The 25,763-nt window shown below is 53.9% G+C and carries 24 protein-coding genes; 18 read left to right on the top strand and 6 right to left on the bottom strand.

Annotated elements, in window-relative coordinates:
• The first annotated feature begins 24 nt into the window (after window positions 1-24).
• On the top strand, window positions 25-369 hold the full coding sequence (erpA, locus tag JGC47_RS13150; RefSeq protein ID WP_004159503.1) for an iron-sulfur cluster insertion protein ErpA: 345 nt from the start codon (window positions 25-27) through the stop codon (window positions 367-369).
• A gap of 104 nt (window positions 370-473) precedes the next feature.
• Here the strand turns inward: erpA and JGC47_RS13145 are convergent, their stop codons facing one another.
• Together JGC47_RS13145 and mtnN are read right to left on the bottom strand one after the other, a co-directional pair.
• On the bottom strand, window positions 474-719 hold the full coding sequence (locus JGC47_RS13145; protein WP_004164744.1) for a hypothetical protein: 246 nt from the start codon (window positions 717-719) through the stop codon (window positions 474-476).
• Window positions 720-1,037: 318 nt separating this feature from the next.
• Window positions 1,038-1,736, bottom strand: a complete 699-nt coding sequence (gene mtnN, locus JGC47_RS13140; RefSeq protein WP_013035891.1) for a 5'-methylthioadenosine/S-adenosylhomocysteine nucleosidase — start codon at window positions 1,734-1,736, stop codon at window positions 1,038-1,040.
• A 119-nt stretch (window positions 1,737-1,855) separates the two neighbouring features.
• Between mtnN and dgt the strand changes: the two genes are divergently transcribed.
• Both dgt and degP read left to right on the top strand, forming a co-directional pair.
• A complete protein-coding gene (gene dgt, locus JGC47_RS13135; RefSeq protein ID WP_004159496.1) occupies window positions 1,856-3,361 on the top strand; it encodes a dGTPase in 1,506 nt (501 codons plus the stop codon).
• Window positions 3,362-3,508: 147 nt separating this feature from the next.
• Complete coding sequence (gene degP, locus JGC47_RS13130) at window positions 3,509-4,966, top strand: serine endoprotease DegP (RefSeq protein ID WP_004159492.1); 1,458 nt, start codon at window positions 3,509-3,511, stop codon at window positions 4,964-4,966.
• Between the two features lie 93 nt (window positions 4,967-5,059).
• Here degP and JGC47_RS13125 read toward each other — a convergent pair whose 3' ends face one another.
• From JGC47_RS13125 to map, 4 genes are all read right to left on the bottom strand, one after another.
• On the bottom strand, window positions 5,060-5,452 hold the full coding sequence (locus tag JGC47_RS13125) for a DUF3461 family protein (RefSeq protein ID WP_004159487.1): 393 nt from the start codon (window positions 5,450-5,452) through the stop codon (window positions 5,060-5,062).
• Between the two features lie 333 nt (window positions 5,453-5,785).
• On the bottom strand, window positions 5,786-6,610 hold the full coding sequence (gene dapD / locus JGC47_RS13120; protein WP_004159486.1) for a 2,3,4,5-tetrahydropyridine-2,6-dicarboxylate N-succinyltransferase: 825 nt from the start codon (window positions 6,608-6,610) through the stop codon (window positions 5,786-5,788).
• Window positions 6,611-6,705: 95 nt separating this feature from the next.
• Window positions 6,706-9,363 (bottom strand): bifunctional uridylyltransferase/uridylyl-removing protein GlnD, encoded by a 2,658-nt coding sequence (gene glnD / locus JGC47_RS13115; protein ID WP_004159485.1) that lies wholly within the window; start codon window positions 9,361-9,363, stop codon window positions 6,706-6,708.
• A gap of 93 nt (window positions 9,364-9,456) precedes the next feature.
• A complete protein-coding gene (map, locus tag JGC47_RS13110) occupies window positions 9,457-10,251 on the bottom strand; it encodes a type I methionyl aminopeptidase (protein ID WP_004159481.1) in 795 nt (264 codons plus the stop codon).
• Window positions 10,252-10,594: 343 nt separating this feature from the next.
• Here map and rpsB point away from each other — a divergent pair, with 343 nt between their 5' ends.
• The 15 genes from rpsB (at window position 10,595) to rnhB (ending at window position 25,758) form a co-directional block, all read left to right on the top strand.
• Window positions 10,595-11,320: a 30S ribosomal protein S2 gene (gene rpsB / locus JGC47_RS13105; RefSeq protein ID WP_004159477.1), complete on the top strand. Its 726-nt coding sequence runs from the start codon at window positions 10,595-10,597 to the stop codon at window positions 11,318-11,320.
• Window positions 11,321-11,521: 201 nt separating this feature from the next.
• Window positions 11,522-12,373, top strand: coding sequence for a translation elongation factor Ts (tsf, locus tag JGC47_RS13100; protein WP_004159472.1), 852 nt, complete (start codon window positions 11,522-11,524; stop codon window positions 12,371-12,373).
• Between the two features lie 155 nt (window positions 12,374-12,528).
• On the top strand, window positions 12,529-13,254 hold the full coding sequence (gene pyrH, locus JGC47_RS13095) for a UMP kinase (protein ID WP_004159470.1): 726 nt from the start codon (window positions 12,529-12,531) through the stop codon (window positions 13,252-13,254).
• 122 nt (window positions 13,255-13,376) lie between these two features.
• Window positions 13,377-13,934, top strand: a complete 558-nt coding sequence (gene frr, locus JGC47_RS13090; RefSeq protein WP_004159466.1) for a ribosome recycling factor — start codon at window positions 13,377-13,379, stop codon at window positions 13,932-13,934.
• Between the two features lie 150 nt (window positions 13,935-14,084).
• Window positions 14,085-15,299: a 1-deoxy-D-xylulose-5-phosphate reductoisomerase gene (ispC, locus tag JGC47_RS13085; RefSeq protein ID WP_004159464.1), complete on the top strand. Its 1,215-nt coding sequence runs from the start codon at window positions 14,085-14,087 to the stop codon at window positions 15,297-15,299.
• Window positions 15,300-15,469: 170 nt separating this feature from the next.
• Complete coding sequence (ispU, locus tag JGC47_RS13080) at window positions 15,470-16,222, top strand: (2E,6E)-farnesyl-diphosphate-specific ditrans,polycis-undecaprenyl-diphosphate synthase (RefSeq protein WP_004159462.1); 753 nt, start codon at window positions 15,470-15,472, stop codon at window positions 16,220-16,222.
• 18 nt (window positions 16,223-16,240) lie between these two features.
• Window positions 16,241-17,098: a phosphatidate cytidylyltransferase gene (gene cdsA, locus JGC47_RS13075; RefSeq protein WP_004159458.1), complete on the top strand. Its 858-nt coding sequence runs from the start codon at window positions 16,241-16,243 to the stop codon at window positions 17,096-17,098.
• 9 nt (window positions 17,099-17,107) lie between these two features.
• Complete coding sequence (rseP, locus tag JGC47_RS13070) at window positions 17,108-18,457, top strand: sigma E protease regulator RseP (RefSeq protein WP_004159457.1); 1,350 nt, start codon at window positions 17,108-17,110, stop codon at window positions 18,455-18,457.
• A 54-nt stretch (window positions 18,458-18,511) separates the two neighbouring features.
• Complete coding sequence (bamA, locus tag JGC47_RS13065) at window positions 18,512-20,923, top strand: outer membrane protein assembly factor BamA (RefSeq protein WP_004159456.1); 2,412 nt, start codon at window positions 18,512-18,514, stop codon at window positions 20,921-20,923.
• 123 nt (window positions 20,924-21,046) lie between these two features.
• On the top strand, window positions 21,047-21,544 hold the full coding sequence (skp, locus tag JGC47_RS13060; RefSeq protein WP_013035892.1) for a molecular chaperone Skp: 498 nt from the start codon (window positions 21,047-21,049) through the stop codon (window positions 21,542-21,544).
• 3 nt (window positions 21,545-21,547) lie between these two features.
• Window positions 21,548-22,570 carry a UDP-3-O-(3-hydroxymyristoyl)glucosamine N-acyltransferase gene (lpxD, locus tag JGC47_RS13055; protein ID WP_004159449.1) on the top strand — a complete coding sequence of 341 codons (1,023 nt, stop codon included), beginning with the start codon at window positions 21,548-21,550 and terminating at the stop codon, window positions 22,568-22,570.
• A 159-nt stretch (window positions 22,571-22,729) separates the two neighbouring features.
• A complete protein-coding gene (gene fabZ / locus JGC47_RS13050) occupies window positions 22,730-23,185 on the top strand; it encodes a 3-hydroxyacyl-ACP dehydratase FabZ (protein WP_004159448.1) in 456 nt (151 codons plus the stop codon).
• 3 nt (window positions 23,186-23,188) lie between these two features.
• Entirely contained in the window at window positions 23,189-23,977 is a 789-nt protein-coding gene (gene lpxA / locus JGC47_RS13045) for an acyl-ACP--UDP-N-acetylglucosamine O-acyltransferase (RefSeq protein ID WP_004159446.1), read from the top strand.
• Window positions 23,978-23,980: 3 nt separating this feature from the next.
• The gene (lpxB, locus tag JGC47_RS13040; RefSeq protein WP_004159440.1) at window positions 23,981-25,126 is read left to right on the top strand and encodes a lipid-A-disaccharide synthase; all 1,146 of its coding nucleotides are present in this window, start codon (window positions 23,981-23,983) and stop codon (window positions 25,124-25,126) included.
• Entirely contained in the window at window positions 25,123-25,758 is a 636-nt protein-coding gene (gene rnhB, locus JGC47_RS13035; protein ID WP_004159438.1) for a ribonuclease HII, read from the top strand. Before lpxB ends, rnhB begins: the two co-directional genes overlap by 4 nt.
• Window positions 25,759-25,763 lie beyond the last annotated feature (5 nt).

Genomic DNA, 25,763 nt, shown 5'->3' with positions numbered 1-25,763 from the left:
CCTGTACGAACACTGGAGTTTGCAATGACTGACGATGTAGCACTGCCCCTGCAATTTACTGATGCTGCGGCCAGTAAAGTCAAAAACCTGATTTCCGATGAGAACAACCCGGACCTGAAGCTGCGCGTGTATATCACCGGCGGTGGCTGCAGCGGCTTCCAGTACGGTTTTACCTTTGACGACAAAATCAATGAAGGGGATATGACCATTGAGAAATCGGGCGTGGCGCTGGTGGTTGACCCGATGAGCCTGCAATATCTGGTGGGCGGTTCGGTGGATTATACCGAAGGGCTGGAGGGTTCACGTTTTATCGTCACTAACCCGAATGCCAAAACCACCTGCGGGTGTGGCTCGTCATTCAGTATCTGATGGCGTTACGTCAGCGGTCGGGCATTTTTCACGAATGCTTTGACTGTAACGTGATGATTATTGAGAAAAAGCTTCCTGTTCGTAGCGACCAGGAAGCTTTTTTTTTACCATTCAACGGTAACTAAGTTTTCCTGCCGCCCGGTTTTTGCATCGCGTTTTAGCAGGTTGTGGGTGATTTTGGGCTGTGTTTCAGTACGTTTTGCACAGGGAATGGTATGGGCAGACGGGTTATTGCCGTCGATACTGCACTCTGAGTAGATGACCAAAGACACGCCTATGCTGCCGGTGATGCTGGCAGCATAGGCATGACCCGTTATCATCAGCCCGAGAGCCAGATAAACAGTTTTCATGCGGGTATTTCCTGGCGTTTTAAGTCAAAAAAAGCAGAAGCTTTGTATTTTAATAAGCGGCAATACCGCTGGTCATTGAGTTAACGACTATTTTTCAGAGATCTTTAATCACTTATCAAGATGATGATTTCACGCTTCAGGCGGTTCAGACTACGATAGCTTACCGCTCATTTTTTGCGCAGTTCGCATCATACGCGTTCCGCCGCGATTGAGCCAGTTCTTATCACGGATTATTGTGGGTCAATTGCGCACGTTAGCCAGCAGGGGGCTACCAGCCGTGGCGGGAAGGGCTGCCACGGCAGTCACAGGGGAGGGCGACTAGCCCCGGGTCAGGCGGGCTAGCAGGGTTTCGACCAGCAGTGATGACTGTTTTGCCGCTACCGCCAGGAACTCATCAAAGCTGAGATGTGACTGCTGGTCCGCCACGTCGGAGATAGCGCGCACCACGACAAACGGCGTAGCAAACTGGTGGCAGACATGACCGATGGCGGTTGCTTCCATTTCAACCGCTATCGCCAGCGGGAAAGTGTTGCGAATATGTGCCAGCGGGGCCGCGCCGTTGATAAAGGCATCACCACTGACCACCAGACCGCGCACCGCATGCAGATTCAGCTCACTGATACACTGCTCTGTCGCGCTGATCAACTTCTCGTCGGCTTTAAAGGCGGCCGGGCAGCCTGCCATCTGGCCCGCTTCATAACCAAACGCGGTGACGTCGGCATCGTGATAGCGTACTTCGTCTGAAACCACGATATCCCCTACCTTCAGCGTTGCGGCCAGGCCGCCCGCGGAACCGGTGTTAATCACCACATCCGGCTTGCACAACTGAAGCAGCAGGGTGGTGCCCAGCGCCGCAGAGACTTTACCAATGCCCGATTTCAGCAGGGCAACTTCTACGCCATTCAAGGTACCGGTGTAAATTTCGCAGCCTGCCAGCGTCAGAGTTTGACGGTTTTCAATCTTGTCACGCAGCAGCGTCACTTCCTGTTCCATCGCACCAATAATGCCTGCTTTCATAGTGATACTCTCTGAATTAGTGGAATTTGCCATTCATTTCGGCGCATAGTCTATCATGGCTGCTGAACAGAGATCTGCTCTGCGGCTTTCGTGGCGTCTTAAATCAAAGGGAGCAAGAGATGACCGGTATCGACTTTCGCAGCAAAATCAACTGGCAGCGTTGCTATCGGCCCGACAAGGGAGTAAAAAACGAGCATGAGATTTTGCGCATCTTTGAGAGCGACCGTGGTCGCATCATCAATTCAGCGGCAATTCGTCGCCTGCAGCAGAAAACTCAGGTTTTTCCGCTGGAGCGCAATGCGGCGGTGCGCACCAGACTGACCCATTCGCTGGAAGTGCAGCAGGTCGGGCGCTATATTGCCAAAGAAGTGCTGACGCGACTGCAGGAGGCAGGGCGGCTGGGATCCCTCGGGCTGGCGCAGCTCACCGCTCCGTTCGAAAGCATTGTCGAGATGGCTTGCCTGATGCACGACATCGGTAACCCACCGTTCGGGCATTTTGGCGAATCGGCGATTAACGACTGGTTCTGCCAGCAGCTGGACGCGAGCTGGCTGCCGGAAAGCGGGCGTGAAGACCGCTGCGTTCCACGGGTATTACATCATCAGGATGACGGACTGGATCCGCTGCGCGCGAAGGTTCGTCAGGATCTGGCGCACTTCGAAGGTAATGCCCAGGCCATCCGCATAGTGCACACGTTGATGAAAATGAATCTGACCTGGGCGCAGGTGGGCTGCATTTTGAAATACACCCGGCCAGCCTGGCAGAGCAGCCCGATCCCCGCCAGCCACGATTATTTAATGAAAAAGCCAGGGTTCTACCTTGCTGAAGAACAATTTATCGCTAAACTCCGGGAAGAGTTAGACATTCAGCCGTACTGCCGTTTTCCGCTGACTTATATTATGGAAGCGGCCGACGATATCTCTTATTGCGTAGCGGACCTGGAAGATGCGGTGGAGAAAAATATTTTCACCGTAGAACAGCTGTATCAATTTCTCTTTCAGATCTGGCCGAACCACCAGCCGGGCGATCTGTTTGCCAGCGTGGTCACCAGCGCGCTGGATAAGTCGCGTAGCCAGCAGCCCCATTGCTATAGTGAAGATCAGTTCTTTATGTATTTACGCGTCAATACCGTGGCGCAACTGGTGCCTTATGCCGCCGATCGTTTTATTGATAATCTGCCGGCGGTTTATCGCGGTGAGTTTAACGAGGCGCTGCTGGAAGACTGCAGTCCTCACAGCCAACTGCTGGATATTTTCAAAAAAGTGGCCTTTCGTCATGTATTTAATCATCCTGACGTCGAGCAGCTGGAATTACAGGGCGACCGGGTGATCCGCGGTTTGTTAGATATTTACCGGCCGTTATTATTATTGACGCGAGAAGAGTTCCGTGAACTGGCGGCGAGGGATTATTTGAAAGGATATCCGATTGAAACCCGTCTTTTCCATAAACTTTCTTCACGCTTTCGTCTTGCCTACAGCGAAGCCGTGGAGCAACTGGATAAAAATCAGCAGGAAGAGGAAATTTGGGAATACTATTATCGTGTGCGCCTGTTACAGGATTATATTAGCGGTATGACTGATTTGTATGCATGGGATGAGTACCGACGCATGATGGCGGTGGAGTAAATTGCGGTGCGCTAAGTTTTGTAAAGATGAACAATATTTTTTTACTTATTCTTTATCTTGAAACATGAACTTAGCGCAACCATATGAATCTCATTCTTCACAACCGACCTGACTGTGACTTTATTGAATCACTTGAGAATCCGCCCAATGAAAAAGAATACGTTAGTTCTGAGTGCACTGGCTTTAAGCCTGGGTCTGGCGTTAAACCCCTTAGCGGCCAGCGCGGCCGAAACCGCCTCTTCGTCCTCTTCAAACAGCCAACAATTACCCAGTCTGGCGCCGATGCTTGAAACAGTCATGCCATCCGTGGTTAGCATTAACGTTGAGGGGGCGGCGCCGCGCCGGGCGCAGCAGTCCCAACAGTTCCAGCAGTTTCAACAGTTCTTTGGTGGCAATTCCCCGTTCTGCCAGGAGGGCTCTCCCTTCCTCGGATCGCCGCTGTGCCAGGGGGGCTTGCCCGGCGGTAACGGCACCGATGGCGCAGACAGCCAGCAGCAAAAATTCCAGGCGCTTGGCTCCGGCGTGGTGATTGACGCGGCGAAAGGTTATGTGGTCACCAACAATCACGTTGTTGATAATGCAACAAAAATTCAGGTACAGCTGAGCGACGGCCGCAAATATGATGCGAAGGTGATCGGCAAAGATCCCCGATCTGATATCGCATTGATCCAGCTGAAAGAAGCTAAAAACCTGACCGCTATTAAGATCGCCGACAGCGACAATCTGCGCGTGGGGGATTACACCGTGGCTATCGGTAACCCTTATGGTTTGGGGGAAACCGTGACTTCAGGCATCGTTTCTGCGCTGGGTCGTAGTGGCCTGAATGTCGAGAACTACGAAAACTTTATCCAGACTGACGCCGCCATTAACCGTGGCAACTCCGGTGGCGCGTTGGTTAATCTGAACGGTGAACTGATTGGGATTAACACCGCAATTCTGGCCCCGGACGGCGGCAATATTGGTATTGGCTTCGCGATCCCGTCTAACATGGTGAAAAATCTGAGCGCTCAGATGGTAGAGTACGGGCAGGTTAAGCGCGGAGAGCTGGGCATCATCGGTACCGAGCTGAACTCTGAGCTGGCGAAAGCGATGAAAGTGGATGCTCAACGTGGCGCGTTTGTCAGCCAGGTGTTGCCGAAGTCTTCAGCGGCTCAGGCCGGAATTCAGGCGGGTGACGTCATTGTTTCGATCAATAACAAGCCGATCTCCAGCTTTGCCGCACTGCGTGCTCAGGTGGGTTCGCTGCCGGTAGGCACCAAAATGGAGCTGGGCCTGATCCGCGACGGTAAGCCGATTAAGGTTAACCTGGCGTTGCAACAAAGCAGCGCGGCGAAAGTAGATTCCGCCACCATTTATACCGGTATTGAAGGGGCTGACCTGAGTAATTACGATGTCAAAGGGGTGAAGGGCGTTAAAGTCGATAATCTGAAAGCGGGTTCTGCTGCGGCGCGTATCGGCCTGAAGAAAGACGATATTATTCTGGGCGTTAACCAGCATACGGTTACCAACCTGGGTGAACTGCGCAAAATTCTCGACAGTAAACCTTCGGTTCTGGCATTGAGTATTAAGCGCGGAGACAGCTCTATTTATCTGCTGATGCAGTGACGGTCGCCGTGCGCGCAATCCCGTTACCGGTCAGTCGCATAAGACAGATAACAACACGGTGCCGGCTGGCACCGTTTTTTTTGTCCGTTGGTATTAACGGCCGTTGCGGGTCAGCTTCTCAAGATCCGATTCAATTTCTGCGATCTTGTTAGAGACCACGCTTTCCAGATGGCGCAGGTCATCCAGTATTTTGCGTTTCAGATCGACTTCCATGCGATCCTGCTGACAAATCTGATCGAGTTCATCGATCACATAGCGCAGATTCGGGCTGATCTCCTGCACTTCTTTATAGCCCTGGCTGGCGTTATCTGCCACCACGGTTTTACGCTGGCGTGGATATTTGAATTTCACGCTTTTAGCGAAGAATTCGCCTTTATCCTTACGGAAATAAATTTTCAGGATGTCATGACTGGCTTCCTGGCGCAGGCTGTAGCGGTCGATATCTTCAGGTGAAGCAATGCCCAACCCTTTCAAATTGTCATACATGGTTTGTTCCTTATGCGGGAGATTGTCGTTTCGGCTGCGCGGGGCATAGACGGCGTTGTACTGTGCTCGCACTCCTCACGTATTTCATGTAGGTTACGGCAGCGATGAGCCTGGTCTTTGCCTGGCCCGCTCGTCCCATACTCAAGTCAGTATAAGTAAAAATGCAAAAAAACGAATCGGGGGAGCGCCATAGCGCTGAATGGCGCGGATTATGGATCAGATTGTGCACAATAGCATCACCCGTTTCGCCGCGTGAAAGAGGTTGTTGCATGCAGGATTGTAAAGCTGGCGTTACATAGGGGGACGGGCCACGCAGGTGGCCCGCTGATGGGATCAGTCGATGGTACGAAGTAGTTCGTTGAGGCCGGTTTTACTCAGCGTTTTGGCGTCCACTTTTTTTACAATCACTGCGCAATACAGGCTGTAGCTGCCATCTTTTGAAGGCAGGCTGCCGGAAACCACTACTGAGCCAGCCGGAACGCGGCCGTAATGCACTTCACCGGTTTCGCGGTCATAGATTTTAGTACTCTGGCCAATATATACGCCCATCGAGATCACTGAACCCTCTTCCACGATCACCCCTTCTACGATTTCAGAGCGTGCACCGATAAAGCAGTTATCTTCAATGATGGTTGGATTTGCCTGTAATGGCTCCAGCACGCCACCGATGCCAACGCCGCCGGACAGGTGAACGTTTTTACCAATTTGTACACAGGAACCCACGGTGGCCCAGGTATCAATCATCGAGCCTTCATCGACATAAGCGCCAATGTTGACGTAAGAGGGCATCAGTACGGTGTTACGGGCAATGAATGCTCCCTGGCGTACCGCCGCTGGTGGCACCACACGGAAGCCTTCTTTTTTGAATCGCGCTTCATCGTAATTAGCGAATTTCATCGGCACTTTGTCGTAAAAACGACTCTCTGCACCTTCCATTACCTGATTGTCATTGATGCGGAATGAGAGCAGAACCGCTTTCTTCAGCCACTGGTGGATAACCCACTGGCCGTCGATCTTCTCGGCGACGCGCAGAGTGCCGCTGTCCAGCAGGGCGATAGCCTGATTGACCGCGTCACGGATGGCCGCATCGGCGTTGGTCGGGGTGATGTTAGCCCGATGCTCGAAGGCCGCTTCAATAACATTCTGTAACTGTTGCATAGTTTGTCTCTTCCTGGTTTTTGCCAGCCGCTGTTGAAAATGACGATCCCACCTGAGCGGGATCGGCGGTGGCGCTGTTAAAAAGTGAATTGGACTCACACTTTATCGTTTGGATTCAGTGCCTTTGTCAACCGTTGTTGCAATACTTCGCGCAATTCTGTGTTTAGCGCACGCCGTTCGCTGTCGGCGAGAATAAACAAGTCCTCGACGCGTTCACCGATGGTACTGATGCGTGCACCATGAAGTGACACGCCTAAATCGGCGAAGACTTCGCCAACGCGGGCCAGAAAACCGGGCTGATCGAGTGCCACTAATTCCAGATAGGTACGTCTGTCGGTATGGGTGGGGAGAAAGTTCACCGCTGTTTCCACGTTAAAGTGCCTCAGACGCGCTGACTGACGGCGGGCACGGGGGGGCTGCCAGTCCGTCTGACAGATGGCCTGTTCCAGCGCATGGCGCGTTGCTTCATGACGGTCGGTCGCCAGTGGGCTGCCGTCCGGCTCCAGCACGATGAAGGTGTCCATTGCCATGCCGTCGCGGCTGGTAAAAATCTGGGCATCGTGGACGCTAAGATTACGCCGTTCCAACTCCCCGACGACAGCGGCAAACAGATACGGCCTGTCCGGGCTCCAGATAAAAATCTCGGTGCCGCCGCGCGTGGCCAGCGGGCTGACCAGAACCAGCGGTTTGCCAAGATCGTGAACCAGCAGGTGGCGCGCGTGCCAGGCCAGCTGGTTCGGCGTGTGGCGCAGGAAGTAATCGGCGCGGCAGCGCCCCCAGATTCGATGCAGCGCCTGTTCGTCGATGTTATCCATGCGCAGCAGCGCAAGCGCCTGCAGGCGATGATGACGCACGCGCTCGCGCAGATCCGGGCTGTTTTCCATGCCACGGCGCAGCTGTTTCTCGGTGGCGAAGAAGAGTTCGCGCAACAGACTCTGTTTCCAGCTGTTCCACAGGGTTTCATTGGTGGCGCAGATATCCGCCACCGTCAGGCAGACCAGATAGCGCAGCCGGTTCTCATTTTGCATCGCTTCCGCGAACTGCTGGATCTCGCTTGGGTCCTGGATATCGCGGCGCTGCGCGGTGACCGACATCAACAGATGGTGGCGTACCAGCCAGGCAACCAGCTGCGTTTCGCGCGAATTCAGGCCGTGCATTTCGGCAAATTCCAGCGCGTCCTGAGCGCCGAGGATCGAGTGATCGCCTCCACGTCCTTTGGCGATATCATGGAACAGCGCCGCCATGAGCAGCAGCTCCGGCTGGGGCAGGCGCGGCCACAGCTCAACGCACAAGGGGTGACGCGGACGGACGCTTTCATCGGCGAAGCTTTCCAGCTTCTGCAATACGCGGATGGTGTGTTCATCCACGGTATAGGCGTGGAACAGGTCAAACTGCATCTGGCCGACAATACTGCTCCATTGCGGCATATACGCCCAGAGCACGCTGTGCCGATGCATTGGCAGCAGTGCGCGGCTGACGGCTCCGGGATGACGCAATATCGCCATAAACAGCTCGCGCGCCTCAGCAATGGCGCAGAGCGGCCTTTTCAGATGACGGCGTGCATGGCGCAAATGGCGCAGGGTAGTGGAATAAATGCCGGTGATTTGCGGTGTGCGCACCATGGTATAAAACATGCGCATGATCGCTTCCGGCTGGCGGGTAAATAGCGTTTCGTCGCGCAAGTCTATCAGCGCACCGCGCAGCTGAAATTCATCATCTATTGCACGCGGCTTTTCGTCAGCGCCCAGCGCGAGGATTGCCTCGTCAAACAGCTGCAACAGCATCTGATTCAGTTCACTCACGCGGCGCGTTACGCGAAAGAAATCCTTCATCATGCGTTCGACCGGTTCATTACTTTCGCCCTGATAGTTCAGGCGCCGGGCGACGTTGAGCTGGCGGTCAAACAGCAGGCGGTTATCGTAACGTACCAGGGATAGATGCAGGGCAAAACGGATGCGCCACAGGAAACTCTGGCATTCGTTCAGTTCATTGCGTTCCGCTTCGGTGAGAAAACCGAAACCGACCATCTCAACCATCGAGGTTGCGCCAAAATGGCGTCGTGCCACCCATAGCAGGGTGTGGATGTCGCGCAGGCCGCCGGGGCTGCTTTTGATATCCGGCTCCAGATTATAGCTGGTGCCGTGGTAGCGCTGGTGACGCTCCCTCTGCTCGGCGATTTTGGCCGCGAAAAAGCGGTCAGATGGCCAGAATCCGTCGCTGAAAACGTTTTTCTGCATTTCAAGGAACAGCGCCAGATCGCCGGTGAGCATGCGTGATTCGATCAGGTTTGTGGCCACGGTCAGATCGGAAAGCCCCTCAAGCAGGCACTCTTCCAGCGTACGCACGCTGTGGCCAACTTCCAGCTTTAAATCCCACATCAGCGTCAGCAGTTCACTGGCGCGTTGGGCATCACTGTCGGACAGCGGTTGGCGACTGAGGATCAGCACATCAATATCGGACAGCGGATGCAGCTCACCACGGCCGTAGCCGCCAACCGCCACCAGGACTATGCCCTCTTTTTCCGGGAAACCAAAGAAACGCCACAGGCGGCGCAGCAGGCGGTCAATAAACAGGGTACGGGCTGCAATCAGGCTTTCCGCATCCTGGCCGGCGTCGAAAGCGGTGGCGAGGTGCTGCTGGAAAGTATCAAGGTGATGCCGCAGCTTATCGCGGTTCAGCTCCCGATCATCCCAGCGTCGCGGGGCTTTGGTGAGTTTTTTCAGGATGCTGATTTCCGTCACTTCTTTATTCATTTCACCGCTCCGAAGAGATAAAAAAAAGCCGGCGGCGGCCGGCTTAATATTGCATAACGTGTACGTGGTCCGTACCAGGCCCGCTTCGGTATGTCAGCCTTGGTGCGTCAGAACCGCCGGAATGGTGTCATCTTTACGCAACGTCATTATTTCACAACCGTTTTCAGTGACCACGATAGTGTGTTCGTACTGCGCGGACAAGCTGCGGTCTTTGGTTTTCACCGTCCAGCCATCTTTCATGCTGCGGATGCGATAGTCGCCTGCATTGACCATCGGTTCAATGGTGAACGCCATGCCCGGCTGTAATACCACGCCGCCATCATCGGCATCGTAATGCAACACCTGAGGCTCTTCATGGAAGCCCTTGCCGATGCCGTGACCGCAGTATTCGCGCACCACCGAGAAGTCCTGTGCTTCAACAAACTTCTGGATCTCGCGGCCCAGGGTTCGCAGGCGGATGCCGGGTTTGACCATGCGCAAGGCAAGGTACAGACTCTCCTGAGTGACCCGACACAGGCGTTCGCCTTGAATGGTTGGTTTGCCAACGATAAACATGGTGGATGTATCGCCGTGATAGTCCTCTTTAATCACCGTGACATCGATATTGACGATATCGCCATCCTTGAGGATTTTATCGTCGCTCGGGATGCCATGGCACACCACTTCGTTGACCGAGATGCACACTGATTTAGGGAAGCCATGATAGCCGAGACAGGCGGAAACCGCGTGCTGTTTGTTGACGATATGATCGTGGCACAGACGGTCCAGTTCAGCGGTGCTGACGCCGGGGACAACGTGTTCTGCAATCATCTCAAGAACTTCGGCGGCCAGGCGACCGGCCACGCGCATTTTTTCGATCTCTTCAGGGGTTTTTATTGAAATTGCCATTCATTCGGTCCGCATTTGTCGTCATTTTCGACAATAATAATGAGAGTGGGGCAATGGTAGCAGCCCACCAGGACGCTGCCAATTGGAGTTTGATAACCAGGCGGCGCGGCGTTGATAAAGCAACAAGAGTTGGCTTCAATGGCGACTTTATGGTATAAAGCGCGCCGACGATTCTCTGTACATTGAATTCAATGTAGCGGAGAAACGCATAAATCTCACTATGTGTAAATAACACACACGTATCGATACCTGGGCCGGGGTGCCCTGCTGGTTCAAAAGAGCCGACGGGTCGGTTGCCAGGGATACGTGGAGGCTTAACCCCAAACTATATATAGAGGTAATCATGGCAACTGTTTCCATGCGCGACATGCTCCAGGCCGGTGTACACTTTGGTCACCAGACCCGTTACTGGAACCCGAAAATGAAGCCATTCATCTTTGGCGCTCGTAACAAAGTTCACATCATCAACCTTGAGAAAACCGTACCAATGTTCAACGAAGCCCTGGCCGAGTTGAGCAAGATCTCTTCCCGTAAAGGTAAGATCCTGTTCGTTGGTACCAAGCGCGCTGCAAGCGAAGCGGTAAAAGAGCACGCTCTGAGCTGCGACCAGTTCTTCGTTAACCACCGCTGGTTGGGTGGCATGCTGACCAACTGGAAAACCGTTCGTCAGTCAATCAAACGTCTGAAAGATCTGGAAATTCAGTCTCAGGATGGCACTTTTGACAAACTGACCAAGAAAGAAGCGCTGATGCGCGCTCGTGAACTGGCCAAGCTGGAAAACAGCCTGGGCGGTATCAAAGACATGGGCGGCCTGCCAGATGCACTGTTTGTTGTCGATGCCGACCACGAACACATTGCTATCAAAGAAGCAAACAATCTGGGTATCCCGGTGTTTTCTATCGTTGATACCAACTCTGATCCAGACGGCGTTGACTTCATTATCCCAGGTAATGACGATGCGATCCGTGCTGTTAGCCTGTACCTGACTGCAGTGGCTGCCACTGTACGTGAAGGTCGCTCTCAGGACCTGGCTCAGCAGGCTGAAGAAACTTTCGCTGAAGCTGAGTAATAAGGCTTGCTCTGTTTAAGAGCCCCTTATCAATCAGATATCAATCTGTAACGAAGGGGCCTGAATTGGCCCCTTTATTTTTTCGACTTCGCTTTGCCGATGTTCATCATCGGCGGGGCAGAATGTTTCTCCCGACACCGACATTTGTGGTGAACGCCTGCGGGCACAGCTGACAGATGCAAGCTAACCGAGGATTAGAGAATGGCTGACATTACCGCTGCTCTGGTAAAAGAACTGCGCGAGCGTACCGGCGCAGGCATGATGGATTGTAAGAAAGCACTGACCGAAGCCAACGGCGATATCGAGCTGGCGATCGAAAATATGCGTAAATCTGGCGCAATCAAAGCGGCTAAAAAAGCAGGCAACGTTGCTGCTGACGGCGTGATCAAAACCCGCATTGAAGGCAACTACGGCGTGATTCTGGAAGTCAACTGCCAGACTGACTTCGTGGCTAAAGATGCCGGTTTCCAGGCCTTTGCTGATAAAGTGCTGGATGCGGCCGTTGCCGGCAAAATCACTGACGTTGAAGTGCTGAAAGCGCAGTTCGAAGAAGAGCGCGTTGCGCTGGTAGCGAAAATTGGTGAGAACATCAATATTCGCCGCGTGGCTTCCCTGGAAGGTGACGTGCTGGGCAGCTACCTGCACGGCGCACGTATCGGCGTTCTGATCTCCGCTACCGCGGCTGATGAAGAGCTGGTTAAGCAGCTGGCTATGCACGTAGCGGCAAGCAAGCCAGAATTCGTTAAGCCAGAAGACGTGTCTGCTGAAGTGGTAGAAAAAGAATACCAGGTTCAGCTGGACATCGCCATGCAGTCCGGTAAGCCAAAAGAAATCGCTGAAAAAATGGTTGAAGGCCGCATGAAGAAATTCACCGGCGAAGTCTCTCTGACCGGTCAGCCTTTCGTTATTGACCCAGGCAAGACCGTGGGCCAGTTGCTGAAAGAGAAAAACGCAGACGTGACCAGCTTCATCCGCTTTGAAGTCGGCGAAGGCATCGAGAAAGCTGAGACAGATTTCGCGGCAGAAGTCGCGGCCATGTCCAAGCAGTCTTAATGGTCCGACAAGAACCGCCAAACGGCGGTTCTTTTTTGTCTGCCTTGCGGCAGGGCATTTTCAGTCTCATCCCAATAGTATTTCTTTGCTGCTTTTAGGATGATACCGCACGCAGTTAACACCCCTTTTCGACGATATCTTCCAGGAAAATAACCATGGCGACCAATGCAAAACCCGTATATCAACGTATCCTGCTTAAACTGAGCGGTGAAGCACTGCAAGGTGCTGAAGGTTTCGGTATCGATGCCAGCGTGCTGGATCGTATGGCTCAGGAAGTGAAAGAGCTGGTTGAGTTGGGCATTCAGGTGGGTGTGGTGATCGGTGGTGGTAATCTGTTTCGTGGCGCTGGCCTGGCGAAGGCGGGTATGAATCGCGTTGTGGGCGACCATATGGGCATGCTGGCAACGGTGATGAACGGCCTGGCGATGCGCGATGCGCTGCATCGTGCTTATGTCAACGCCCGCCTGATGTCTGCTATCCCGCTTAACGGCGTTTGCGACAACTACAGCTGGGCCGAGGCAATCAGCCTGCTGCGCAATAACCGCGTGGTGATTTTCTCCGCCGGCACCGGTAACCCGTTCTTTACCACTGACTCCGCAGCCTGCCTGCGCGGTATCGAAATCGAAGCCGACGTGGTACTGAAGGCGACCAAAGTGGACGGCGTCTATTCTGCCGATCCGGTGACTAACCCGGATGCCGTCCTGCATGAGCGTCTGACCTATGCCGAAGTACTGGATAAAGAGTTGAAAGTAATGGATCTGGCGGCCTTTACCCTGGCTCGTGACCATTCACTGCCTATTCGCGTGTTCAATATGAACAAGCCTGGCGCGCTGCGCCGCGTGGTGATGGGCGAAAAAGAAGGTACGCTGATCGCGCATTAATATCTGTCAGCGGTTAGAATAAGGTATATTCTGCCTGTCAGAATTATCGACAAGTCATTGGCATTTGAACGGCTTCTGCCTGGCAGAGGCTGGTGGATCAAACAGAATCCAAGGGTTTCAACGTGATTAACGACATCAAAAAAGATGCAGAAACACGCATGGAAAAATGCGTAGAAGCATTCAAAAACCACATCAGCAAGATCCGTACCGGCCGTGCGTCACCGAGTATTCTCGACGGCATCATGGTTGATTACTACGGGTCTCCTACGCCGCTACGTCAGCTGGCCAGCGTTACCGTGGAAGACTCGCGCACGCTGAAAATCAACGTCTTCGATCGCTCCATCGGTGCCGCCGTTGAGAAAGCGATTATGACTTCTGACCTCGGCCTGAACCCAAGTTCAGCCGGCAGCGATATTCGCGTTCCGCTGCCCGCGTTGACCGAAGAACGTCGTAAAGACCTGATTAAAGTCGTGCGCGGCGAAGCCGAGCAGGGTCGTGTCTCCGTGCGTAACGTGCGCCGTGATGCTAACGACAAACTGAAAGCGCTGCTGAAAGATAAAGAAATCAGTGAAGACGACGATCGTCGCGCACAGGAAGATGTACAGAAGATGACCGACATCTTTATCAAAAAAGTGGATGCCTCACTGGCAGACAAAGAAACGGAGCTGATGGACTTCTGAGTTCGTCACTCTCCGCTCAAACGCCGTACAGGATGCCGTTCGTATGAAGGGCAGTCTGACGGCGTTTTGCATTTGTTAACTCGCCCGACAGCCGCCCGTCACCCTTGTTGAGGTGGGGAGGCGTTCCGGGTCATTACACTGAGCAAACGCATGAAGCAACTGACCATCCTTGGTTCGACCGGTTCTATCGGCACCAGTACACTGGCCGTGGTGCGCGCTAATCCGCAGCGGTTTGCCGTTAAGGCGCTGGTTGCCGGGCGTAACGTTGAAATGATGACCGGGCAATGCCTGGAGTTCCGCCCAACATATGCTGCGATGTCGGATGAGCGAGCTGCGAATGAACTGCGGCTGCGTCTCAAAGATCTCAATGTTGCCACCGAGGTATTGAGCGGTGAGCAAGCTGGCTGCGATCTGGCCGCGCTGGAGGATGTCGACCAGGTGATGGCGGCGATCGTCGGCGCGGCAGGATTATTACCTACCCTGGCCGCCATCCATGCTGGAAAACAGGTGCTGCTGGCGAATAAAGAATCGCTGGTCACTTGCGGCCGTCTATTTATGGAGGCGGTAAGCGCCTCACAGGCCCAGCTGTTGCCAATAGACAGCGAGCACAACGCGATTTTTCAGAGTTTGCCTGCTTCCCTCCAGCAGCAGTTAGGGTACGCTTCTCTGGAGAATAATGGTATTGAAAGCATTATTCTTACGGGATCTGGTGGCCCGTTTCGAGACACGCCGTTGGCGGAACTGCGTCATATGACGCCAGACCAGGCATGCGCGCACCCGAACTGGTCGATGGGACGTAAAATTTCCGTCGATTCGGCCACCATGATGAATAAAGGCCTGGAATATATCGAAGCCCGTTGGCTATTTAATGCCACCGATGCGCAGATGGAAGTGATCCTGCATCCGCAATCTGTGATCCATTCTATGGTGCGTTACCGTGATGGCAGCGTGATCGCCCAGCTTGGTTCGCCGGACATGCGTACGCCAATCGCTCATGCTATGGCCTGGCCACAACGGGTGAACTCAGGTGCTCAACCACTCGACTTCACACGGATGTCGGCGATGACATTCGCAGAGCCTGACTATGCGCGTTATCCCTGTCTGAAGTTGGCGATTGAAGCCAGCAAAGCCGGACAGGCGGCGACAACCACGTTGAATGCGGCGAATGAGATTGCGGTAGCGGCGTTCCTGGCAGCAGAAATCCGCTTTACCGATATCGCTGCGCTGAATATTGCGGTGCTGGAGACCTTATCTTGCCAGGAACCGCGTAGCGTTGATGCGGTGATTGCCATTGACGGCGAAGCCAGGGCAGCTGCGCGAGCATTATTGCCACGCTTTGCGGCTGGCCATGACGGCGTGATTTAACACGTCGCCATTTGTGAGCGCTGGGCGGAGGTGGTATAGTCTTGCCCCACCGTTCAGGGCTAATGACGTGGTTAAGCGGACAACGCCAATGCATTCGCAGCTTTTTTGCGCCAGGCGGGTGAGATATTTCAGAAGCCGTTGAATTCTGAATCAAGGAATCATTACGCGTTATGTCGTCCGAAAATCAATTAAAAACCGATGACCCGCTGTGGGCAGGCCCTCGCCATGTGGCCATCATTATGGATGGCAATGGTCGCTGGGCTAAAAATCAGGGCAAGCTGCGCATTTCTGGTCATAAAGCGGGAGTGAAATCCGTTCGTCGTGCCGTCAGCTTTGCCGTTAGTCGCAAGCTGGATGCGCTCACGCTTTATGCCTTCAGCAGTGAAAACTGGAATCGTCCACAGCTTGAAGTGATGGCGTTGATGGAGCTGTTCGTCTGGGCACTCGACAGCGAAGTGAAAAGTTTGCAGAAGCATAATGTCCGGCTGAAGATTATTGGCGATATCAGTCGGTTCAATAGCCGATTACAAGAGCGTATTCGCCGTGCTGAAGAGCTGACTCAACAAAATAATGGGCTAACGCTCAACATTGCCGCGAATTATGGTGGACGTTGGGATATTATCCACGGCGTCAGACAAATTGCAGAGCAGGTGCAGGAAGGGCTTCTTCGCCCCGATCAGATCGAAGAAGAGACTCTGGGGACGCGCCTTTGCCTGAATGACGTGGCACCTGTAGATCTGGTAATAAGGACCGGGGGAGAGCATCGCATCAGTAACTTCCTGCTATGGCAAGTGGCCTATGCAGAGTTTTGGTTCACCGATACTCTCTGGCCTGATTTTGATGAACAAGTTTTTGAAGGTGCACTGAATGCGTTTGCACAACGAGAGCGTCGCTTTGGCGGTGCAACACCCGGTGGCGCATAAGCGCTCTGGGGGTAATTTTTGTTAAAGTCACGCCTGATTACCGCGTTGATATTAATTCCCATCGTCGTTGCCGCGCTGTTTCTGCTGCCGCCGTCAGGGTTTGCCATCACCATTCTGGCGATAAGCATGTTGGCCGCGTGGGAATGGGGGCAGCTGGCAGGTTTTGCTGCCCGTTCGCAGCGCGTCTGGCTGGCGCTGTTATGCGGCCTGCTGCTGGCATTTATGCTTTTCACCCTCCCTGCTTACCCGCATTCAGTACATCTTCCGCAGATTGGTGACACCCTTTGGCTGGCGTCATGCTGGTGGATAGTGGCGCTGCTGCTGGTATTGTTCTACCCTTCTTCTGCCTCCTTCTGGCGCAATTCGCGTCCATTGCGTTTAGTGTTTGGTTTGCTGACCATTGTGCCGTTCTTCTGGGGCATGCTGGCGCTGCGCCAGTATCACTATGAATCAGACCATTTTGCCGGTGCCTGGTGGCTGCTTTATCTGATGTTTCTGGTGTGGGGAGCGGATTCAGGGGCTTATATGTTTGGCAAACTGTTCGGTAAACATAAACTGGCGCCCAAAGTCTCACCGGGAAAAACCTGGGAGGGTTTTGCCGGGGGGCTACTGACTTCAGCGCTAATTTGCTGGCTGTTCAGCGAATTTGCGCCACTGTCTGTTCCGTTAAACACGTTGCTGATTTGTTCGATTGCCGCCGCACTGGCATCCGTTCTGGGTGATTTAACGGAAAGCATGTTCAAACGCGAAGCCGGCATTAAAGACAGTGGTAATTTGATCCCTGGCCACGGTGGTATTCTTGACCGCATTGACAGCCTGACTGCTGCGGTCCCGGTATTTGCCTGTCTGTTATTGCTGGTCTTTGGAACGTTGTAGGGAAACACAATGCTGAATGTACTCTGGAGTTTTGCTGCTTTTATCGTTGCACTGGGGATCTTAATCACCGTGCATGAGTTCGGCCATTTCTGGGTGGCCCGTCGCTGCGGCGTCAAAGTCGAACGTTTTTCGATTGGCTTTGGCAAGGCACTTTGGCGGCGTTTCGATAAGCATGGCACTGAGTACGTCATCGCCCTTATTCCGCTGGGCGGGTATGTGAAAATGCTGGACGAGCGGATCTCCAGCGTGCCGCCTGAAATCCGCCATCAGGCATTCAACAATAAAACCGTGCTGCAACGCGCAGCCATCGTTAGCGCCGGTCCGGTCGCTAATTTCATTTTTGCTATTTTCGCTTACTGGCTGGTGTTTATCATCGGAGTTCCTGGCGTGCGCCCGGTTATTGGCGAAATAATAAGCGGTTCGCCGGCGGCCGAGGCACAAATTACCCCGGGCACGGAACTTAAAGCGGTTGACGGTATCGAAACGCCTGACTGGGATGCTGTGCGCATGGCGCTGGTGGCGAGAATGGGCGAAGAAGAGACACGTCTCACCCTCGCGCCTTTTGGCAGCGAGCAGACCAGTGAAAAGAGCATCGATCTGCGTCACTGGCAGTTCGAGCCAGATAAGCAGGATCCGGTGACCTCTTTGGGTATCCAGCCCCGGGGGCCGCATATCGAATCGGTGCTGGCCCAGGTGCAGAAGAATTCCGCTGCCGGTCGGGCGGGTTTGCAAGCTGGCGACAGGATCGTTAAAGTCGGTGGTCAGCCGCTGGGCCAGTGGCAGAGTTTTGTCACTATCGTGCGTGATAATCCGGAAAAAGCGATTGCTGTTGAGGTGGAACGTGCAGGCAGTAGGGTGCAGTTAACGCTGACGCCGGATGCCAATCCTCATAACAAGGCTGAAGGGTTTGCCGGGGTGATACCACGTATTATCCCACTGCCTGATGAATACAAAACGGTGCGCCAGTACGGGCCGTTCGCTGCAATCGGTGAAGCCAGCACGAAAACCTGGCAACTGATGAAGCTTACGGTGAATATGTTAGGCAAACTGATTGTCGGTGATGTGAAGCTGAACAATCTCAGCGGGCCGATTTCAATCGCGCAGGGGGCTGGGATATCAGCGGAATACGGTTTGATTTACTACCTGATGTTTCTTGCTCTGATTAGCGTGAACCTTGGGATTATCAATCTGTTCCCACTGCCGGTGTTAGATGGTGGGCATCTGCTTTTCCTGTTGATTGAAAAAATCAAAGGAGGGCCGTTGTCCGAGCGAGTTCAGGACTTCAGTTATCGTATCGGCTCAATTGTGCTGGTGCTGTTAATGGGGCTTGCGCTATTCAATGATTTTTCACGTTTCTGATTTGCCGCAGGCAAGTGATTCGTGGGAACCAGCTAGGAAGAATGCATAACAACGATGGCGATGAAAAAGTTGCTCATAGCGTCGCTGCTGCTTAGCAGCGCTACCGTATACGGTGCAGACGGGTTCGTAGTGAAGGATATTCATTTCGATGGCCTGCAGCGAGTCGCCGTCGGTGCGGCATTGCTCAGTATGCCCGTCCGCGTGGGAGATACCGTCTCTGATGAAGATCTCAGTAACACCATTCGCGCACTGTTTGCGACCGGAAATTTTGAAGATGTTCAGGTTCTGCGCGATGGCGACACGCTGATTGTGCAGGTCAAAGAGCGCCCAACCATTGCCAGCATCACCTTCTCCGGCAATAAAGCGGTCAAAGAGGATATGCTGAAGCAAAACCTCGAAGCCTCTGGCGTGCGGGTAGGTGAAGCGCTGGATCGTACCACCATCACCACTATTGAGAAGGGGCTGGAAGACTTCTACTACAGCGTTGGCAAATACAGCGCCAGCGTAAAAGCGGTCGTTACGCCACTGCCTCGCAACCGTGTTGACCTGAAGCTGGTCTTTACTGAAGGTGTTTCTGCCAAAATCCAACAAATTAACGTGGTGGGCAACAAAGCCTTCAGCTCGGATGAACTGATCTCGCGCTTCCAGCTGCGTGATGAAGTGCCATGGTGGAACGTGGTTGGCGATCGTAAATACCAGAAACAGAAACTGGCCGGGGATCTTGAAACCTTGCGCAGCTTCTATCTGGATCGCGGCTATGCCCGTTTCAATATCGATTCGACTCAGGTCAGCCTGACGCCAGATAAAAAAGGCATTTACATTACCGTTAACATTACCGAAGGCGAGCAGTATAAGCTTTCGGGCGTGGCGGTAAGCGGCAACCTGGCCGGGCATTCAGCGGAAATTGAAGGGCTAAGCAAAGTCAAGCCCGGCGAGCTGTATAACGGAGCCAAAGTCACCCGCACGGAAGACGACATCAAGAAACTGTTGGGTCGTTATGGCTACGCCTATCCTCGCGTGCAGACTCAGACAGAGATTGATGACGCCAACAAAACCGTGAAGCTGCATATCAACGTTGATGCGGGCAACCGCTATTACGTGCGTAAAGTGCGCTTTGAAGGGAACGATACCTCGAAAGATGCCGTGTTGCGCCGTGAAATGCGCCAGATGGAAGGTGCCTGGTTAGGCAGTGACCTGGTTGAGCAGGGCAAAGAGCGTCTGAATCGTCTTGGCTACTTTGAAACGGTTGATACCGATACCCGGCGCGTGCCAGGTTCGCCAGATCAGGTCGACGTGGTGTACAAAGTCAAAGAGCGCAACACCGGTACGCTGAACTTTGGTGTGGGTTACGGCACCGAAAGTGGCGTTAGCTTCCAGGCTGGGATCACTCAGGAGAACTGGCTCGGCACCGGTAATACCGTTGGCCTTAGCGGCACCAAAAATGATTACCAGACCTACGCTGAATTCTCACTGACCGACCCCTACTTCACGGTTGACGGCGTTAGTCTCGGCGGCCGTCTGTTCTATAACGATTTTAAGGCCGACGATGCCGACCTGTCCGACTATACTAACAAGAGTTATGGTGTGGACGGCACGCTGGGCTTCCCGGTTAATGAAAACAATACTCTGCGTGTTGGTCTTGGCTATGTCCATAACAGCCTGTCTAATATGCAGCCACAGGTGGCGATGTGGCGTTATCTGCGTTCCGTAGGGAAAAATCCGTCACTTTCAGGCGACGAAGACTTCTCGGCAGATGACTTCACCTTCAACTATGGCTGGACGTATAACACCCTTGACCGTGGTTTCTTCCCTACGGCGGGTAACCGTACCAACCTGAACGGCAAGGTAACGATCCCCGGTTCGGATAACGCCTTCTATAAGGCGACGCTGGACACGCAGCAGTATCTGCCGCTCGATCAGGATCATTCATGGGTGCTGTTAGGCCGTGGTCGCGTGGGTTACGGCGGTGGTTTGAGCGGTAAAGAGCTGCCGTTCTACGAGAACTTCTATGCCGGTGGTTCCAGCACGGTACGTGGTTTCCGCTCCAATACCATCGGTCCGAAGGCGGCCTATTACAACAATGGTTCTTCCAACTGTTCCGGCAGCGATGTCACCAGGATCTGTAGTTCTGACGATGCGGTCGGCGGTAACGCCATGGCCGTTGCCAGCGCCGAGCTGATCACGCCGACGCCGTTCCTCAGCGATAAATATGCCAACTCGGTGCGTACTTCCCTGTTTGTCGATGCCGGTACCGTCTGGGATACCAACTGGGATAACACCGCAGCGACCAGCGCGGAAGGCATCCCTGATTACAGCAAACCGGGTAACATCCGTATGTCAGCGGGTCTGGCGCTGCAATGGATGTCACCTCTTGGGCCGCTGGTGTTCTCGTACGCTCAGCCGTTCAAAAAGTATGACGGAGATAAGGCCGAACAGTTCCAGTTTAACATTGGTAAAACCTGGTAATTCGGTTCTGCATGGAAGCGGAGTAAGCGAGTATCGCGCTGTTCAAGGTGGCCTGAGTTCAGGCCACCAGGCAGCGCAACCCATGTGTCCGTGACACAAACGTTGATGGTAAGGAGTTTTATAGTGAAAAAGTTGTTGTGTGCCGCAGGTCTGGGTATTGCTCTGGCGGTTTCCGCCGGCGCTCAGGCTGCTGATAAAATTGCAGTGGTGAACGTTTCCAGCATTTTCCAACAGTTACCAGCGCGTGCGACCGTCGCGAAACAGCTGGAGAACGAGTTCAAAGGCCGTGCCACCGAGCTGCAAGGTATGGAGCGCGATCTGCAAACTAAAATGCAACGCCTGCAGCGTGATGGCTCAACGATGAAAGCCAGCGAGCGCAGCCGTGTGGAAAAAGACGTGATGGCCCAGCGTGAAGCGTTCTCCACTAAAGCTCAGGCATTTGAGCAGGATAACCGTCGTCGTCAGATGGAAGAGCGTAATAAAATCCTGAGCCGTATTCAGGACGCCGTACAGAAAGTGGCTGATAGTGAAGGCTATGATGTAGTTATCGACCAGAATGCGGTGGCTTATGTTGCTAAATCCAAGGACATCACTGCCGATGTTTTAAAACAGGTTAAATAAGCCATGCCTTCAATTCGACTGGCTGATTTAGCCCAGCAGTTGGATGCAGAATTGCACGGAGATGGCGAAATCGCCATCTCCGGCATTGCTTCTATGCAATCCGCCCAGGCAGGTCAAATCACTTTTCTTTCGAACAGCCGTTACCGCGAGCAGCTCGCAGCCTGTCAGGCTTCCGCCGTGGTGCTGACGGAAGCGGATCTGGACTTTTTCCATGGCTCCGCGCTGGTGGTTAAAAACCCTTATCTGACCTATGCCCGTATGGCGCAGTTGCTGGACAGCACGCCGCAGCCCGCTAGAGATATCGCTCCGAGCGCGGCGATTGATGCTACAGCCCGGCTTGGCAACCACGTATCGATTGGCGCTAACGCGGTGATTGAATCCGACGTGGTGCTTGGCGACAACGTGGTGATCGGCCCCGGCTGTTTCGTCGGCAAAAAGACCCATATCGGTGCTGGCAGCCGCCTCTGGGCCAATGTTTCTGTCTATCATGAAGTGCAGATTGGCCGCGACTGTCTGATCCAATCCGGTACGGTGATCGGTGCAGATGGCTTCGGTTATGCCAACGATCGCGGGAACTGGGTGAAAATCCCGCAGCTTGGGACGGTAATTATTGGCGATCGCGTTGAAATTGGTGCCTGTACCACTATCGATCGTGGCGCTCTTGATAACACTCAAATAGGTAATGGTGTTATCATAGATAACCAGTGCCAGATTGCGCACAACGTGGTAATTGGCGACAATACCGCAGTGGCAGGTGGCGTTATCATGGCTGGAAGCCTCAAAATTGGCCGCTATTGCATGATTGGCGGGGCCAGCGTGATTAACGGTCATATGGAAATTTGTGACAAAGTGACCGTCACGGGGATGGGAATGGTGATGCGACCTATCACCGAGCCTGGGTTATACTCCTCCGGCATCCCGCTTCAGCCTAACAAAACCTGGCGCAAAACTGCGGCACTGGTAATGAATATCGATGAAATAAGCAAACGCTTAAAAAACATCGAGCGCAAAGTCGGTAAAGACTAAGCGAATACGCACTAACGCTGTCCGGCTTTCATAAATAAAACATGCGAAGCAGGGAAAGCCTGGCGCACAGAAATGATTCGCGGCCTGCGGACGATCGACAGATTGTTGCAGGCCGTGTTGTTGATGCCATCAGATTTTTTTTAGGACAGGAAGAGTATTTTGACTACTGAAACTCATACTCTGAAGATTGAAGAGATTATCGAACTTTTACCGCATCGCTACCCGTTTTTACTGGTCGATCGGGTTCTTGAGTTCGAAGAAAGCAAATATCTGCGTGCGGTTAAAAACGTCTCGGTTAACGAACCGTTTTTCCAGGGGCATTTCCCGGGTAAACCGATTTTCCCGGGCGTGCTGATTTTGGAAGCTATGGCGCAGGCAACCGGGATTCTGGCTTTTAAAAGCGTAGGCAAACTGGAGCCGGGCGAACTGTATTACTTCGCCGGTATCGACGAAGCGCGCTTCAAGCGCCCGGTGGTACCTGGCGATCAAATGATCATGGAAGTCACCTTCGAGAAAACCCGCCGTGGATTGACGCGCTTTAAAGGCGTGGCCACCGTTGACGGTAATATTGTCTGCGAAGCAACGATGATGTGTGCCCGCAGCCGGGAGGCTTAATTCGTGATTGATAGTACCGCCGTTATTCACCCCAGTTCGATCGTTGAACAAGGCGCTGTTATTGGCGCTGGCGTCCAGATTGGCCCGTTTTGCGTGATTGGCGCGAATGTGTCGATCGGCGAAGGTACGATCCTGAAGTCGCACGTTGTTGTCAATGGCCATACCCGTATCGGCAAAGACAATACGATCTACCAGTTTGCTTCGATCGGTGAGGCGAATCAGGACCTGAAGTACGCGGGCGAACCCACGCGGGTTGAAATTGGCGATCGTAACCGTATTCGTGAAAGCGTCACCATTCATCGTGGCACCGCGCAATCAGACGGGGTAACCCGGGTTGGCGATGACAACCTGCTGATGATTAATGCACACGTTGCCCATGACTGTATTGTGGGTAACCACTGCATTCTGGCCAACAACGCCACGCTGGCCGGGCACGTTATCATCGATGATTATGCGATCATTGGCGGTATGACGGCGGTGCATCAGTTCTGCATTATCGGTGCTCATGTCATGGTTGGCGGCTGTTCAGGCGTGGCCCAGGACGTGCCCCCTTACGTGATTGCCCAGGGCAACCATGCCACGCCTTTTGGCATCAACCTTGTAGGCTTGCAACGCCGCGGTTTCAGCAAGGAGGCGCTGCACGCTATTCGTGCCGCGTACAAACTGCTTTACCGCAGTGGTAAGACGCTGGATGACGTTAAACCGGAGATCGCTGACATCGCGCAAGCGCACCCGGAAGTCCAGCCGTTTTACGATTTCTTTGCACGCTCTACAAGGGGCCTGATTCGTTAACCCATGCCAAAGCATCCCTTAACGATTGCCCTTGTCGCCGGAGAAACTTCCGGCGATATTCTTGGTGCCGGTCTTATCCGTGCGCTGAAAGAAAAACATCCTGATGCCCGCTTTGTTGGGGTTGCCGGGCCGCTGATGCAGTCCGAAGGGTGTGAAGCCTGGTATGAGATGGAAGAGTTGGCGGTAATGGGCATTGTTGAAGTGCTGGGCCGACTGCGCCGCCTGCTGCATATCCGCCGCGATCTCACCCGCCGCTTTACCGCGCTGCAGCCCGACGTCTTTGTTGGCATTGATGCCCCTGACTTCAATATCACCCTGGAAGGGCGGCTGAAGCAGCAGGGGATCCGCACTATTCATTATGTCAGCCCCTCTGTGTGGGCCTGGCGTCAAAAACGCGTGTTTAAAATTGGTCGGGCCACCGACCTGGTGCTGGCATTTTTACCGTTTGAAAAAGCGTTTTACGACCGTTTCAACGTGCCATGCCGCTTTATCGGCCACACCATGGCCGATGCGATGCCGATTGAACCCGATAAGCAGGCCGCGCGCCGCGCGCTGGGCATTGCGCCACAGGCCCTCTGCCTGGCGCTGTTGCCGGGCAGCCGCAGTGCCGAAGTCGAGATGCTAAGCGCCGATTTCCTGAAAACGGCGATGCTGCTGCGCGACAAATACCCGCAGCTGGAAATCGTCGTTCCGCTGGTTAATCCACGCCGGCGCACTCAGTTTGAAGCGATTAAGGCCGAAGTGGCACCGGATTTGCCGATGCACCTGCTGGACGGCAAAGGCCGGCAGGCGATGCTGGCAAGCGATGCCGCCCTGCTGGCCTCCGGCACCGCTGCGCTGGAGTGTATGCTGGCAAAATGCCCGATGGTGGTAGGTTATCGCATGAAACCCTTCACCTTCTGGCTGGCGAAACGGCTGGTGAAAACGGATTATGTCTCACTGCCCAACCTGCTGGCGGGCCGTGAACTGGTGCCCGAGCTGTTGCAGGATGTGTGTCAGCCGCCGCGGCTGGCAGCGGCGCTGGAGCCGCTGCTGGCTGAAGGCGAAACCCGTGATGCGCTGCTGGCCACCTTCGCCGGACTGCATCATCAGATCCGCTGGAATGCCGATCAACAGGCGGCGGAAGCGGTACTGGAGCTGTGTCGATGAGCTTATTTACCTATCCTGAAGCCCGGCTGATTGCCGGTGTTGATGAAGTAGGCCGTGGCCCGCTGGTCGGCGCGGTGGTTACCGCGGCGGTCATTCTTGATCCTTCCCGACCAATTGTCGGGCTGGGGGATTCGAAAAAGCTGTCGGAAAAACGCCGGCTGGCCCTGTATGATGAGATTAAAGATAAAGCACTGAGCTGGAGCCTGGGCCGCGCAGAGCCGGAAGAAATCGATCGGCTTAACATCCTGCACGCCACCATGCTGGCGATGCAGCGCGCGGTGGCCGGACTGCATCTGACGCCCGATTTTGTGCTGATCGACGGCAACCGTTGTCCTGCACTGGCCATGCCGAGCCGAGCCGTGGTGAAAGGCGATAGCCTGGTGCAAGAGATTGGCGCTGCCTCGATCATGGCGAAAGTCACGCGAGACCGTGAGATGTGTGAACTGGATCAGCAGTACCCGCAATATGGCTTTGCCCGGCATAAAGGCTATCCAACGGCTTTGCATATGGAAAAGCTGGCCCAGTTTGGCGTAACGCCTCAGCATCGCCGCAGTTTTGCGCCGGTGCGCAATGCATTGCTGGATAGTGACTGGCCGCTGCGGCTACCCGCACGCAGTAATTCTCCTCATTAGCATGA

The sequence above is a fragment of the Erwinia amylovora genome (genome assembly GCF_017161565.1).
Lineage (GTDB): Bacteria > Pseudomonadota > Gammaproteobacteria > Enterobacterales > Enterobacteriaceae > Erwinia > Erwinia amylovora.
This window is presented reverse-complemented; position numbering and strand designations above follow the sequence as displayed.

Coding starts and splice junctions, on each gene's coding strand:
- erpA (WP_004159503.1), top strand. CDS start 25: ATGACTGACGATGTAGCACTGCCCCTGCAATTTACTGATGCTGCGGCC.
- JGC47_RS13145 (WP_004164744.1), bottom strand. CDS start 719: ATGAAAACTGTTTATCTGGCTCTCGGGCTGATGATAACGGGTCATGCC.
- mtnN (WP_013035891.1), bottom strand. CDS start 1,736: ATGAAAGCAGGCATTATTGGTGCGATGGAACAGGAAGTGACGCTGCTG.
- dgt (WP_004159496.1), top strand. CDS start 1,856: ATGACCGGTATCGACTTTCGCAGCAAAATCAACTGGCAGCGTTGCTAT.
- degP (WP_004159492.1), top strand. CDS start 3,509: ATGAAAAAGAATACGTTAGTTCTGAGTGCACTGGCTTTAAGCCTGGGT.
- JGC47_RS13125 (WP_004159487.1), bottom strand. CDS start 5,452: ATGTATGACAATTTGAAAGGGTTGGGCATTGCTTCACCTGAAGATATC.
- dapD (WP_004159486.1), bottom strand. CDS start 6,610: ATGCAACAGTTACAGAATGTTATTGAAGCGGCCTTCGAGCATCGGGCT.
- glnD (WP_004159485.1), bottom strand. CDS start 9,363: ATGAATAAAGAAGTGACGGAAATCAGCATCCTGAAAAAACTCACCAAA.
- map (WP_004159481.1), bottom strand. CDS start 10,251: ATGGCAATTTCAATAAAAACCCCTGAAGAGATCGAAAAAATGCGCGTG.
- rpsB (WP_004159477.1), top strand. CDS start 10,595: ATGGCAACTGTTTCCATGCGCGACATGCTCCAGGCCGGTGTACACTTT.
- tsf (WP_004159472.1), top strand. CDS start 11,522: ATGGCTGACATTACCGCTGCTCTGGTAAAAGAACTGCGCGAGCGTACC.
- pyrH (WP_004159470.1), top strand. CDS start 12,529: ATGGCGACCAATGCAAAACCCGTATATCAACGTATCCTGCTTAAACTG.
- ispC (WP_004159464.1), top strand. CDS start 14,085: ATGAAGCAACTGACCATCCTTGGTTCGACCGGTTCTATCGGCACCAGT.
- ispU (WP_004159462.1), top strand. CDS start 15,470: ATGTCGTCCGAAAATCAATTAAAAACCGATGACCCGCTGTGGGCAGGC.
- rseP (WP_004159457.1), top strand. CDS start 17,108: ATGCTGAATGTACTCTGGAGTTTTGCTGCTTTTATCGTTGCACTGGGG.
- bamA (WP_004159456.1), top strand. CDS start 18,512: ATGGCGATGAAAAAGTTGCTCATAGCGTCGCTGCTGCTTAGCAGCGCT.
- lpxD (WP_004159449.1), top strand. CDS start 21,548: ATGCCTTCAATTCGACTGGCTGATTTAGCCCAGCAGTTGGATGCAGAA.
- lpxB (WP_004159440.1), top strand. CDS start 23,981: ATGCCAAAGCATCCCTTAACGATTGCCCTTGTCGCCGGAGAAACTTCC.
- rnhB (WP_004159438.1), top strand. CDS start 25,123: ATGAGCTTATTTACCTATCCTGAAGCCCGGCTGATTGCCGGTGTTGAT.